At 66.5% G+C, this 13,154-nt stretch carries 12 protein-coding genes; 3 read left to right on the top strand and 9 right to left on the bottom strand.

Annotated features, from left to right (window positions below):
• Positions 1-33 precede the first annotated feature (33 nt).
• Complete coding sequence (locus tag RHOSA_RS0105860) at positions 34-1,185, bottom strand: pyridoxal phosphate-dependent aminotransferase (RefSeq protein WP_027287937.1); 1,152 nt, start codon at positions 1,183-1,185, stop codon at positions 34-36.
• Between the two features lie 57 nt (positions 1,186-1,242).
• A complete protein-coding gene (locus RHOSA_RS0105855) occupies positions 1,243-2,904 on the bottom strand; it encodes a gamma-glutamyltransferase (protein WP_027287936.1) in 1,662 nt (553 codons plus the stop codon).
• Between the two features lie 35 nt (positions 2,905-2,939).
• Here RHOSA_RS0105855 and RHOSA_RS0105850 point away from each other — a divergent pair, with 35 nt between their 5' ends.
• Positions 2,940-4,361, top strand: a complete 1,422-nt coding sequence (locus RHOSA_RS0105850; RefSeq protein ID WP_051431852.1) for a M48 family metalloprotease — start codon at positions 2,940-2,942, stop codon at positions 4,359-4,361.
• Between the two features lie 98 nt (positions 4,362-4,459).
• A complete protein-coding gene (locus tag RHOSA_RS0105845) occupies positions 4,460-5,266 on the top strand; it encodes a DsbA family protein (RefSeq protein WP_051431851.1) in 807 nt (268 codons plus the stop codon).
• A 56-nt stretch (positions 5,267-5,322) separates the two neighbouring features.
• On the opposite strand, the gene RHOSA_RS20790 is transcribed toward RHOSA_RS0105845, so the two are convergent.
• Both RHOSA_RS20790 and RHOSA_RS20785 read right to left on the bottom strand, forming a co-directional pair.
• Positions 5,323-5,985, bottom strand: coding sequence for a COQ9 family protein (locus RHOSA_RS20790; protein ID WP_051431850.1), 663 nt, complete (start codon positions 5,983-5,985; stop codon positions 5,323-5,325).
• Positions 5,986-6,019: 34 nt separating this feature from the next.
• On the bottom strand, positions 6,020-6,601 hold the full coding sequence (locus RHOSA_RS20785; protein ID WP_037255774.1) for a peptide deformylase: 582 nt from the start codon (positions 6,599-6,601) through the stop codon (positions 6,020-6,022).
• Between the two features lie 344 nt (positions 6,602-6,945).
• Between RHOSA_RS20785 and rpsU the strand changes: the two genes are divergently transcribed.
• Positions 6,946-7,149: a 30S ribosomal protein S21 gene (gene rpsU / locus RHOSA_RS0105830; RefSeq protein WP_027287933.1), complete on the top strand. Its 204-nt coding sequence runs from the start codon at positions 6,946-6,948 to the stop codon at positions 7,147-7,149.
• Between the two features lie 113 nt (positions 7,150-7,262).
• On the opposite strand, the gene RHOSA_RS0105825 is transcribed toward rpsU, so the two are convergent.
• The 5 genes from RHOSA_RS0105825 to RHOSA_RS20775 all read right to left on the bottom strand — a co-directional run bounded on the left by RHOSA_RS0105825 (position 7,263) and on the right by RHOSA_RS20775 (position 13,127).
• Positions 7,263-8,570: an adenylate/guanylate cyclase domain-containing protein gene (locus RHOSA_RS0105825; RefSeq protein ID WP_051431849.1), complete on the bottom strand. Its 1,308-nt coding sequence runs from the start codon at positions 8,568-8,570 to the stop codon at positions 7,263-7,265.
• A gap of 264 nt (positions 8,571-8,834) precedes the next feature.
• Positions 8,835-10,229, bottom strand: a complete 1,395-nt coding sequence (locus RHOSA_RS0105820; protein WP_027287931.1) for an NAD(P)(+) transhydrogenase (Re/Si-specific) subunit beta — start codon at positions 10,227-10,229, stop codon at positions 8,835-8,837.
• Positions 10,230-10,247: 18 nt separating this feature from the next.
• Positions 10,248-10,682, bottom strand: a complete 435-nt coding sequence (locus RHOSA_RS0105815) for an NAD(P) transhydrogenase subunit alpha part 2 (protein ID WP_037255772.1) — start codon at positions 10,680-10,682, stop codon at positions 10,248-10,250.
• Positions 10,683-10,685: 3 nt separating this feature from the next.
• The gene (locus tag RHOSA_RS20780; protein WP_081728513.1) at positions 10,686-12,140 is read right to left on the bottom strand and encodes a Re/Si-specific NAD(P)(+) transhydrogenase subunit alpha; all 1,455 of its coding nucleotides are present in this window, start codon (positions 12,138-12,140) and stop codon (positions 10,686-10,688) included.
• A gap of 264 nt (positions 12,141-12,404) precedes the next feature.
• On the bottom strand, positions 12,405-13,127 hold the full coding sequence (locus tag RHOSA_RS20775; RefSeq protein WP_037255770.1) for a type 1 glutamine amidotransferase domain-containing protein: 723 nt from the start codon (positions 13,125-13,127) through the stop codon (positions 12,405-12,407).
• Positions 13,128-13,154 lie beyond the last annotated feature (27 nt).

Here is a 13,154-nt window from a genome sequence, read left to right as displayed (position 1 = left end):
GCGCCTCGACCGGTTAGTCTGAAAGGTCAGAGGCTACGCCGCCAACCAACGCCGCAGCCGCTGCGCCGCCTCCGCAACCTCGTCCTCGCGCCCGGCAAAGGAAAACCGCACGAAACGCTGCCCCCGGAAGGGGTCGAAATCGACCCCGGGCGTCGCGGCGACCCCGGTTTCGTGCAGCATACGCTTGCAGAACGCTTGGCTGTCCTCGGTCAGATGACCGACGTCGGCGTAGATATAAAAAGCCCCGTCCGCGGGCGCGAAACGCTCGATACCGGCCTTTGGCAATTCGCTCAGCAGGACATCGCGATTGCGGCGGTAGGACTGCACCACCGTTTCCAGTTCGTCCCCGGCATCGAGCGCGCCCAGGGCCGCATACTGCGAGGGGGCGGAGGCGGAAATGAACAGGTTCTGCCCCAAACACTCCGCCGTGCGCACCATGTCCGGCGGCAGGACCAGCCAGCCAACGCGCCAGCCGGTCATGGCATAGTACTTGGAGAAGGAGTTCACCACGATCGCGTCATCGGTGAGCTCCAGCGCGGAAACGCCCCGGCCCTGGAATTCGATCCGGTGGTAAATTTCGTCCGAAATCAAGCGGATGCCGCGCGCATGGCAAGCCTCCACCAGTGCGCGCATGCCGGGTTCGTCCACCATCGTGCCCGCCGGATTGGACGGACTGGCCAGAATCAGGCCATCCAACGGCCCATCCACCTGGTCGAGCAACTCCGGCGTTGGCTGGAAGCGGCTTGCCATGTCCGTCTGCAGCCAGACGGTTTCCAGGCCGAGAGCAGTCAGGATGTTGCGGTAGGCGGGATAGCCGGGCGCGGCAAGCGCCACGCGGTCGCCCGGGTCGAAGGCGGTGAGGAAGGCGATCACAAAACCGGCCGACGAGCCACTGGTGATCATCACCCGCTCAGGATCGAGATCGACGCCGTGCAGCGTCTTGTAGCTCGCCGCGATCCGTTGGCGCAGCGCCGGCAGGCCAAGCGCGTCGGTGTAGCCGAGCTGTTCCTGCTCGATCGCCTGCTTGGCCGCTTCCCGAGCGGCTTGCGGGGTGCCGTGGCCGGGCTGGCCGACCTCCAGGTGCAGGACGTCGCCACCTTCCTGGGCCCGCGCGTTGGCGGCCCGCAGCACATCCATCACGATGAAGGGGTCGACTTTGCCGCGCTGGGCGACCTTGAGGCTCATGGCTGACCTAAACTCCGGTTGCTCTCCAGGAACGTCCAGACCGGCACTTCCAGGGGCTCACTGCGCCCGGACCGCCAGCCCATTGCCGCGCGGGTCGACAGCAGCCTGGCAACCCTGGCCCGTACTGTCCGCCCCGCCCTGACAGTAGATGGCGGTCAGGCGGCCCAAACCAGGGCGTTTCACGAGGGCGTGACCCATCGTGCTCAACCGTTGGGTCACGTCCGTCGAAAGCGTCGGTTCGACACGGAGCGTGTCGGGACGTCCTGGATGGTACAGGCGCGGCAGCCCGAGATCGCTGTTCAGATCGGGTTGCGCGCGTCCAGCACTCTCCAGCTTGCGGACCAGTTCGGCCGCGCTCAGCACACCGGCCGCCCCACCTGCGCCTGACACCGCGAAATAGTTGCGCCCTGTGTACTGGTTGGCGATCACCGCCGGCAGCAGATCCGCTCCCGCCGCCGTCTCGGCCGACGGATTGGCGAGCAGTACGCCGGTGCCGATCGCATCCGCCCCGCTGCCGAACAGGCCGTTCATGGTGAAACCGCAGGCGGCCATGTTGCCGAATCGGTCAACGGCCGTAACCCCGGCTGTCGGCGTGTCACCAGACAAGCGCGGCGGCGTGGGCGTCAGGCGCTCGGCAGGGGTCGCGGCTCCGGGATCGATGCTGCTGAACGCCTGGCCGAGCGATGCCTCCGACAGCAGGCTCTGCGGCGCGGGGCGTTCCGCAGGGGCTTTGGCGAGCCAGCCGCCCGTGCGCGACAGGCTACGCTTCCACGCTTCCGCCAGCAGATGCGCCGTCTCGCCCGACAGCGCCGGCGACCCGCCGTCATCCTGGCGCAACAGGCCCCAGGTCTGTCCCGCCAGCAAGCCGCCCATCGCCGGCGGCGGCGGCAGGTGCAGTTGGTGATCGCCGTACGGCACGGTCAACGTCGGTTCGGCCCGCGCCTTGTAGCCGTTAAGCGCGGATTTCGAGAACGGCTGGCCCGCATTCGCGGCGGCATTCGCAAGTCGCCCGGCGAACTGACCGGTGTAAAGGTAGCCGGCCCCCTGCTGACGAATACCCGACAGTACGGCCGAGAGCGCGGGCTGACGGATGCGCTCGCCGACCTGCGGCAGCCGACCGTCCTCCCCTAGATAGCGGCTGCGCGCTTCCCCGTTCAGGCGCTGCGCCCCGGATTCGAGGTCGCGTCGCAGCGCACGACTGGTCAGATTGCCAAACCGGGCCAGCCGCTCCGCCGGCGAAACGACCTGCCGCCAGTCACGCACGCCATAGCGCGCGTGCAGCAAGGCCAGACCGCGTGCCAGCCCCGGCACGGACCCACCTTCGGCCGCGCGGCGCGGCAGAAAGGAGATGGCTTCCACCTGCTGCTGGGCGCGGTCACTGACAACACACACCCCGCCGCCTCCGAGCCCGACGCGGGACGGCAGCGTGACGGTCATCGTGAACGCCATGCCCACCGCCGCGTCCGCCGCGGTGCCGTTGTTGGCCAGAATCTCGCGCCCGACCGTGGCGGCACGCGGCTCGTCTGCCGCGGCCATCCCGGCATAGCCGGAGATCAGGCGGCTCTCCTCGGTATCGCCCGAGCCCGTACTACAGGCGCTGGCCAGCAAGGCGGGGCCAAGCAGCGCAGCGACGCGCGACAGGTGGATCAGACGGGGAAGGAATCGGCAGGTCGTCCGGTCGTACCGGAACGACGCACCGGCGGGTGGAAACAAGGTCACGCCGGGTCCTCTGTCAATTGAAAGGCCAGGATGCAATGGATACCCTTGCGTCCGTGAAGCACAAGGACACCGCCGTGCGCAAGCTCAAAGCCTTCTTCTGCCTGCCTGTCGCCTTGTGGCTCGCGATCACCGTGGGGCTTGCGCCAGTCCCAGCGGCCGCGCAAAGCGACCGTCCCAGTTTCATCCGCGATGCCGAGATCGAGGAAACGGTCCGGCGCTACGCCACACCGATCTTCCAGGCCGCTGGCCTGAATCCGGAGCGGATCGACGTCTACCTGATCGCGGACGAAACGCTGAACGCGTTCGTCGCTGGCGGGATGAACATGTACCTGCATACCGGCCTGCTTCGTCGGGCCGACGATCCGACGCAGGTGATGGGCGTGATCGCCCACGAAGCGGGCCATATCACCGCGGGTCACCTGGCCAGCCGCCGGCGCGAGTTGGAAGACACGACGACACAGATGATCACCAGCATGCTGCTGGGTCTCGGTGCGGCGGCGGCGACCGGCAGCGGGGCGGCCGGCACGGCGATCATGTCACTCGGCCAGAGCCTGTCGATGGCAGACCTGCTCGCCTACACGCGCACGCAGGAGGGCTCGGCCGACCAGGCGGCGATCACCTTCATGCAGCGCGCCGGGTATTCTCCGCGCGGTCTGGTGGAGTTCATGCGCATCCTGGAGGACCAGGATGTTCTGTTGAGCGATAGCCAGGAACCCTGGATGCGCACCCACCCGCTGACCAGCCAGCGCGTCAGTGCGCTCGCCGCCGCGGCCGACCGCCTGGAAGACGAGGAAGGTCTGCGTGCGGAAGCGCCCGAGGAGCTGGAGCGCCTGCACGTGCGCATGCAGGCCAAGCTGGACGGCTTCCTGCAACCCACCGCCAAAACGCTGAATGAGTATCCCGCGGACAGCGACGCGATCCCGGCCCGCTATGCCCGCGCGATCGCCTATTACCGCAAGCCCGAGTTGTCCAAGGCGCTCGAGTTGGTCAACGGGCTGATCGATCAGAAGCCGGACGATCCATACTTCTACGAGTTGAAGGGGCAGATGCTGTTCGAGAACGGCCGCATCCAGGAAGCACTGCCCGCTTACCAGAAGGCGGTCGACCTGGCGTCGGAACAGCCACTGATCCGCATGGGCCTGGCCGAGGCGCAGCTACAGACCAACAGCAAGGACCTGACCCAGAAAGCGCTTGCCAACGCCCGGCGTGTGGTCGACGCGGAGCCGCGCAACGCCTTCGCCTGGCGTTTGGTCGGGATCGCCCACGGCCGCCTGGGCGACAAGGGCGAGGCCGCGCTCGGGCTGGCGGAATACGCGATCAACCGCGGCGACCTGAGCCAGGCGATCGGGCAAGCGCAGCGGGCTCAGCAAAACCTAGAAAAGCATTCGCCCGGCTGGCTACGCGCCCAGGACATCGAGCGTACCGCCAAAAACCGGCAGGAACGGCGGGACGGCTGACCGTCCGCATCGCGCCTGCATCCGCCGTCCCGTCCAACCGTCTGTCCGCATCTCATGTTGCGGAACACGGCCCGAACTTCTCCGGAGACTGCCTGTAGATGACCGCTCGCACCCGCATTTTCCGACCGCTGGTCGGGGCATTCGCGCTCACCCTGCTCGTGCTGCCGCTGGCAAGCGGCTCGGCGTTTGCCCAGCAGAGTACGCCGGCCCAGCAGTCGACGCCGGAAGCGGCCTCCCCCTTCTCCGCCGGGGAACAGGACGCGATCGATCGACGGGTGCGCGACTACATCCTGGAAAACCCCGAAATCATCATGCAGGCGATCCAGATCCTGCGTCAGCGCCGGGAGCAGCAGGCTCAGGATGCCCGCCGCCAAGGCGTCCGCCAGCACGCCGAGGCGCTGCGCGATCCCGGCCCCCTTCCGGTGCTGGGCAACCCCGACGGCGATGTCACCATCATCGAGTTCTTCGACTACAACTGCGGCTACTGCCGGCGCGTCGCCGGCATGGCGCACGAGGTCGCCGAGGCCGACGGCAACGTGCGGCTGGTCTACAAGGAATTCCCGATCCTGGGCCCGGAAAGCGTGTTCGCCGCCCGCGCTGCAATTGCCGCGGCGATGCAGGGGGAGTACGCTGCGTTCCACAACGCGCTGATGACCGACGTGCAGACAGTCAACGAGGACAGCGTGATGCGGCTGGCCGACATGATGGACCTGGATGTCGAGCAGCTGAAGACGGACATGCAATCCGACCAGGTGACCCAAACCATCCAGCGAACCCGCCAGTTGGGCCAGGCCTTGCAGATCCAGGGGACGCCGGCCTTTATCGTCGGCACCGAGGTGGCCCCCGGCGCGATCAGCCGCGAGCAGCTCGAACAGATGATTGCCCGCGCCCGGCAAGAGGGCTGAGGACGCGGGGCAGCGGTTGCATCAGACGCGCGCGCCGTTGCCGGCGTTACCGTTCGCTAGTTCCCCCGCATCCGTAAGTCCTCGCCGCCGCGGCTGGGAAAGATGTAGCGCAGGGCTTTGGGCACCTGCTCCAGTTTCCTGATCGCCCGGCCCAACCGACCGCCGATCTGCACCGTCTCGTCGATCCGACGGTCGAGGAAGGCCTTGGTCGCGGTGTAGTCCTCGCTGGAATCCTCAAGCCAATAGAGCAGCGTCGAGGAATAGACGCCCGACAGCAGACCGCGCTTGGTATAGAAGTTATAGTCCGCACTGCCGTCGCCGGCCGCCGTCCAGACCGCGTCGCAGGTGCGGTACAGCAGCCGCAGGGCGAGCGTGTGATGCTGCGGCAGGGCAAGAAAGGACAGCGCCCTGCGGACCGCCTCGCGGTGCGGCTCGTTCTGCTCCAGACGAATCCAGATCGCGCGCGCCACCTGCTCGCGCACCCGCATCCCCTCGTGCGCCTGCTCTTCGAACGCCGCCAGCATGGCATAGTCAGCTTCCATGCTGTGCAGTTCGATCACCTCGGCCGGGCCGCCAGGGAAGGCGCTCTCCGCCTCGCGCCGGTCGATGCCGAGTTCGTCCGCGGCGGCGTTGATCGACGCCCAGGACCAGCCATCGAACGGAACGTTCTCCAGGGTGCGCTGCATGATCTCGCGGCGCAGCTCGTCCAGATCGCGCATCTTGGGTCTCCTGTTGTCGCTTCGGCGCGCACGTTCAGCCATCGTCGGCATCGACCGTTTCTCGAGAAGTGGCGATTTCGTCGGCGAAGGCCAAGGTGGCGAGATCGCGCATGCGCTCCGGGTAGAGGATGCCGTCCAGATGGTCCACCTCGTGCTGCACCAGACGAGCGTGGAAGCCGCTGGCCACCCGCTCGACCCGGCCGCCTTCCGGATCCAGCCCGCGGTAGCGGATGTGCCGCCAGCGCGGCACGCGCCCGATCAGACCGGGAATCGACAGGCAGGCCTCGTAGCCTTCGTCGACCGCTTCGCCAATCGGCTCGAGTTCCGGGTTCAGCAGATAGGTCAGGGCCACGCCCTCCCCCGCCGTCGCCGGTTCCGGCAGATCGTCCAACTGGGCAACGGAGTGACGCTGGCGCTCGGCGTCGACCTTGAAGACGATCGCACGCACTGACTGGAACACCTGCGGGGCCGCCAGGCCGGTGCCGCGCGCGGCGACCATCGTCTCCGCCATATCGTCCAGGAACTGCCGCATCGCCGCATCAAGCGGGAGCGACACCGGATCGGCGGGCCGGCGCAGCACCGGCTGGCCCATACGGGCGATTTCCAGAACGGCCATCGAGTTCAGACTCCGCGCTTGCTAACGGGGTGAACGGGTCAAGACGATGGCCTGCGCGGGCCCAAGCCACAAGGGTTTCGGTCGCTCGATAAAAACGCCGCAGCTCGCCCATCGGGGCCGCAACCGGCCTTCACATCCCTGTAGCACTGTGATAGACCGTCGCCACTCGACGGCCTGGAGGACTATGCCGCGCGGCCCGGGTGTGAACCCGGCAGGCCGCATCTTGGCATTTGCACCGTTCAGGGCCATGTCGACACATGACATGCCGCCCGCTCCGATGCGGTCTCGGGGTTGGCTCGGGCGGCCACAACGGTCGGAACCGCGAAAGGAGTGTGAGCGTAACCGTGCAGGTACACGTCCGCGACAACAACGTCGATCAGGCCCTGCGCGCGCTGAAGAAGAAGATGCAGCGCGAGGGCGTTTTCCGTGAGATGAAGCTTCGCCGGCACTACGAAAAGCCGTCGGAGAAGAAGGCCCGCGAGCAGGCGGAAGCCGTGCGCCGTTGGCGCAAGCTGCAGCGCAAGCGCCGCGAGCGCGAGGGCTTCTAAAGCCGTCTTGGATCGGCACCGACAATCCGGTGCCGACATCCGCCCGATACAATTAGCCGCCGGCCGCGAGAACGCGCCGGCGGCTAATTGTGTTTAACCGTTTTCTGTGCACGCTATCTCTCGGTCTCCGGATCCAGCGTAAACAGCTCCTGCGGCCGGTACACGCCACGCAGCGCGTGGCGGCCAAGCGAGACCAGCCGGTGCCGAGTTCCCGGAGCCGCCTCGACGAAGGCGCTGGATACCACGGCGTCCTTGTCCACGGCCTTGGCCATGTCGGCGATCCGGCTGGCTTCGTTCACCGCCGGACCGACGACGGTGAAGTCCAGCCGCTCCGGGCTGCCGATGTTGCCGTAGTACACCTGCCCGACGTGCAGACCAAGATAAAGGGTCGTCGTGACGTCGCCGCGCGCGCTACGGCTGCGATTCAACTCGCTGATCGTCACAAACGTGTCCTCCGCGGCGTCGAGCGCTGCGCCACAGGCCTTCTCGCAATCGCCAAAGCCGCTCCCCGATCCATCAATCGGGAAAATCGCCAACACGCCGTCGCCCATGAACTTCAGCACTTCACCGCCGTAGCGTTCGACCGCGGCGACCTGCGCTTCGGCATAGGCGTTCAACAGGGGCACGACCGCGTCCGGGTCGACCTCGTCGGCAATTTTGGTGAAGCCGTGCAGATCGGACAGCCAGATCACCGCCCGGATTTCCTCCGCCTCGCCACGGGCGATCCCGCCGCGCAGCACGCGCCTTCCCGCGTTCTGACCGAGGTAGGTCTCCATCAGCGCATAGATCATACGCGGCCCGGTCGCCAGCCGCATCGCCCCGGAAATCGCGGAGACGCTGGCGCGCAACCGGTCCAGGGCGTGTTCGCTGAACCCCTCCGGTGCGCGGGTGGCGAAGGTCAGGAACGTCATGTCGTGCTCACCCACAACGTGCGAGCCTTGACGACGCAGCATGAAGGCGACGTAGTCCTGGATGCCGTCGGCAACCATCTTGTCCACGAGCGGGAATTCGCCCGGCACATAGGTGACACCAACCCGCCGGCGCAGTTCCGTCGTTCCCGTGTTATGCAATTGATAAAGCGGGCTGACTTCCCATTCACTCCGCTCGTCGTCGAAGCGGTCGAGGTCACGGCGGGACACCGAGTGGTCGTGGCTGTTCCAAAGATAAAGCTGGCCCTCGAGCAGCGGGTGGATCAACTCAATCCCTGCGAACGCCCGGTCGACCGGCACACCGGCCGCGCACAGCCGTTCGCACGCGCCGGCCAGGATGTGTTCCTCCGATGTACCGGTTTCGGCACTCTCAGCCAGCCAACGCAGCAGGCCCGGCACCTCCGACGCCTCGTCATTGGGGCGGGGGCAACAGTGCAGCGGCCCGGTCGTGGGCGGCGCAACCAACCGCGAGGCTTCTCGTGTCTTATCCATGGAAGGGATCGGATCCTTCGCTCGAGTTAGCAAGGTGGCGCAGCGACTTCCCCTCCTTCTGCAAGGCAGGCGGTGGCGTGCATGCGAGACAAGCCGACACACGCCGTGAACGCCCAACGCTTGCAAAAGACTGGGGGATCCCCGTGGACACCGTTCTGACAACGGTATGTAGCGCGCAAAAAACGGGCGGCGACCCCATGGGACCGCCGCCCGCTGCATAGCCCTAATGCCACCACTGCCGAGCAGTCGGCGGCAGAGTCGGCTTTACTGGTCTTCCAGCGCCTTCACGATGCCCTCGGTCATCTGCTTGGCATCGCCGAACAGCATCATCGTGTTGTCCCGGTAGAACAGCGGGTTGTCGATGCCCGCATAGCCCGGCGACAGGGAGCGCTTGATGAACAGTACCGTTTTCGCCTCGTCCACCTTGAGCACCGGCATGCCGTAGATCGGCGACTGCGGATCGTCCTCGGCGGCGGGGTTGGTGATGTCGTTGGCGCCGATCACGAACGCGACGTCGGTCTGCTGGAAGTCGCGGTTGATCTCCTCCATCTCCAGCACCTCGTCATAGGGCACGTTCGCCTCGGCGAGGAGGACGTTCATGTGCCCCGGCATCCGCCCGGCGACCGGGTGGATGGCGTAGCGCACGTTGACACCCATGCCCTTGAGCATATCGGCCATCTCGCGCACCGCCTGCTGCGCCTGCCCGACGGCCAAGCCATAGCCCGGGACGATGATTACCGAGCCCGCGTTGGCGAGGATGAAGGAGGCATCCTCCGCGCTGCCGGAATTGACCGACTTATCGCCCGTGTCCGCCGATCCGGCGCCGGCCTCACCGCCGAAACCGCCCAGGATGACGTTGAAGAAGGAGCGGTTCATCCCCTTGCACATGATGTACGAGAGGATGGCGCCGGAGGAGCCGACCAGCGCACCGGTGACGATCAGCAGGTTGTTGCCGAGCGTGAAGCCCACGCCGGCCGCCGCCCAGCCGGAGTAGCTGTTCAGCATGGAGACGATCACCGGCATGTCGGCGCCGCCGATCGGGATGATCAGCAGCACGCCGAGCGCCAGCGAGATCAGCACGATCGCCCAGAAGACCCAGACCGGCTGACTTGCCGCGAACAGCACCACCAGCAGCACGATGGCCACGCCGAGCACGGCATTGAACAGATGCTGGCCGGCGAACACCACCGGCTTGCCGGTGATCAGGCCCTGCAGCTTACCAAACGCCAGAATCGAGCCCGTAAAGGTAACCGCACCGATACCGGCACCGATCGCCATTTCGATCAGGCTGGCGGTCTTGATGTCGCCCGGCGTGCCGATGCCATAGGCCTCCGGGGCATAGAACGCCGAGCCCGCGACCAGCACGGCGGCAAGACCGACCAGGGAGTGGAAGGCGGCCACCAGCTGCGGCAAGGCGGTCATGTCGATCGTGCGCGCGATGAACGCACCCGCCGCGCCACCGATCGCAATTGCGACGATGATCCCGAAGTAGGTCTCGACCCCCGGGGTCGCCAGCGTTGCCAGCACGGCCAGCGTCATGCCGACCATGCCGAACCTGTTGCCCTGAAGACTGGTCTTCGGGTGCGACAGTCCCCTCAGTGCCATGATGAAGCAGACCGAGGCGACCAGGTAGACGAACGTCGTCAAATCCTGAGACATCTAAGAACGGCCCCCCGGCTATTTCTTCTTAAACATGGACAGCATGCGCTGCGTCACGATGAACCCGCCGAAAATGTTCACCGAGGCCAGCACCACCGCGGCCAGGCCAAAGCCCTTGGAGATATCGAACCCCTCCGGGCCGGCAGCCAACAGCGCGCCGACGATGATCACCGACGAAACGGCGTTGGTCACCGCCATCAGCGGCGAGTGCAGCGCCGGCGTGACGCGCCAGACCACGTGGTAGCCGACGAAAATCGCCAGCACGAACACGGTCAGGCCGAACATGAAATTGTGGCCGCCGCTAGCCTCGCTGGCCTGGTGCGCGGCCTCGCCGGCACGCGCTGGCAGATCGCCAGCCTGCGCGGCGAGCTCGCTCGCTTTCGCCGACAGCTGATCAGCCAGTTCGCGCAGGCGCTCAGCCGTCGACTGCATCTCCTGTGCGGAGTCTGCCATGACTTAGCTCTCCTTCCCCTGGGCGCCGCTGCCGGAGCTGTTCGCGGACGACCCGCCCGACGTGCTGCCGCCAGTCTTGTTGCCGCCACTCGCCTTGCCACCGGAGGCCTTGCTGCCCCCGGAGGTCTTACCGCCGGACGATTTGGTCGTGCCGCTCTTGCTGGCAGACGTCTTGGTTCCGGAAGCTTTGGTCCCAGAAGCTTTGGTAGCGGAGGCCTTACCAGCATCGCTGGACGCCGCCTTACCGGAGCCGCCGCCGTCCTTGCCGGATGGGCCACCCTTGCCCTTTGCCGGAACGGAATCCTTCACCCGCTCGTGGATGACCTCACCGTCCTGGGTCAGGCGCGTGCCCGAAACCAGTTGGTCGTCCATGTTCACCTTCAGCTGCTTGGACTCCTTGTCCACCATCAGCTGCAGGAAGTTGAACAGGTTGCGGGCGTACAGGCTGGACGCGGAGACGGCCAAGCGGCTCGGCCAGTTGGCGTAACCGACGATCGTGACGCCGTTTTTCTCGACCACCTGGTCGAACTCGGACAGCGCGCAGTTGCCGCCCTGCTCGACCGCCAGATCGACGATGATCGAGCCTGGCTTCATGGATTTCACCATGTCGGCGGTGACCAGCTTGGGCGCTTCCCGGCCGGGGATGAGCGCGGTGGTGATCACCACGTCCATCTTCTTGATGGTGTCGGCGATCAGCTCCGCCTGCTTCTTCTTGTAGGCGTCGCTCATCTCCTTGGCGTAGCCGCCGGCGGCCTCGGCCTCCTTGAACTCCTCGTCCTCGACCGCGACGAAGGAGGCCCCCAGGCTTTCCACCTGCTCCTTGGCGGCCGGCCGGACGTCGGTGGCGGAGACTACACCGCCCAGACGCCGCGCCGTGGCGATCGCCTGCAAGCCGGCGACACCCGCGCCCATCACCAGCACCTTGGCCGGCGGCACGGTGCCCGCAGCGGTCATCATCATCGGGAAGCCGCGCTTGAACTGCGCCGAGGCGTCGATCACCGCGCGATAGCCCGCGAGGTTCGCCTGGCTGGACAGGGTGTCCATCGCCTGCGCACGCGAGATCCGCGGCATGAACTCCATGGCGAACGCCTCGACACCGGCATCGGCGTAGGCGCGAACCGCCTCCGGCGACTGCGTGGGATCGAGGTTACCGATCAAAAGCGCGCCCTTCTTCAGCGGCGCCAGCTCATCGGTATTGCCCTGCTCGCCCTTGATGATCGGCCGGCGCACCTTGAACACCACATCCGCGTCCTTGACGCAGGACGCGTAGTCCTTGGCGATCGTGGCGCCGGCATTCTTGAACTGATCGTCCGGGATCGATGCGCCGTCGCCGGCGCCGGTTTCAACCGCGACCTCGACCTTATCGGCCGGCAGGCCTAGCAGTTTCTTCACCGTATCCGGCGAGGCTGCGACACGGGCTTCGCCGTGACGACGCTCCTTCGGAATGGCGATCTTCATATCGTCTTGAGACCCCCCAAAAGTTCGCCGCGGCGGACAAACCCCGCCGCGGACCGCGCGACAAGATTGCAAGCCGCACGCGGTTTGTGAAGAGGCGACCTAGCTACAGTACGGGAAGGGTGGACACGTACGCGCCAGTACGTGCCGCATCCTACCCGCACCTGTCCAGGGCCGATTTTCAACCCAGCCGCGGCAAATGCGGCACGCCGGGTCTGGTACGGCGGCACGAATGTCCACCGCCCGGGATGGCGTCGATGATCCGGATCAAGCGGCGGTCTCCGTCCCCGCCTCGGCGATCACAGTTAACAGGCGTTCCGCCACCGCGCGGCTGGAACGTGGGTTTTGGCCAGTGACGAACCCCTGGTCGTGGACGGCGCAACCACGGAACGGCGAGGACTTCTCGAACCGCGCACCAAGCTCCTTCAGCCGACTCTCCAACAGGAACGGAACGACGGTGCTCAACCCGACCTGCTGCTCCTCGGCATCGGTGAAGGCGTTCAGGCGCACGCCCTTGATCAGCGGGCTGCCGTCACTGCGCTTGGCGGCGATCAGACCGGCCGGACCGTGACAGACCGCCCCCAGAATGCGCCCTTGGGCATGGGCCGAGCTGAGCAGGCGTCCCAGATCGGCGTTGTCCGGGAAGTCCCACATCGCGCCGTGACCGCCAGCCAGGAAAATCCCGGCATAAGCCGCCGGATCGAGATCCCCGACACGCATCGTCTGGCGCAGCTTCGCGCATGCCTCGCCGTCGTCACGGAACCGCGCGACACTGCCCGGCTGCTCCGCTGGCGTGTCAGGCAGTGAACTTGGGTCGTGCGGCGGCTCACCGCCCTGAATCGAGGCGATATCCACCGTGTAGCCAGCATCCACGAACACCCAATAAGGCGCGGCCAGCTCCTCGTAATGGAAGCCGGTCGCCTTACCCGTATCGCCCAACGTATCGTGCGAGGTCAGCACGATTGCAATCCGCGGGTCCTGCTGTGCCATCGCGCCGTCTCCCCTTAATATCCGTCA

It is taken from the genome of Rhodovibrio salinarum DSM 9154, assembly GCF_000515255.1.
GTDB classification, from domain to species: Bacteria; Pseudomonadota; Alphaproteobacteria; order Kiloniellales; family Rhodovibrionaceae; genus Rhodovibrio; species Rhodovibrio salinarum.
Note: the sequence above shows the minus strand (reverse complement) of the source record. Positions and strands in the feature narration are given on the sequence as shown.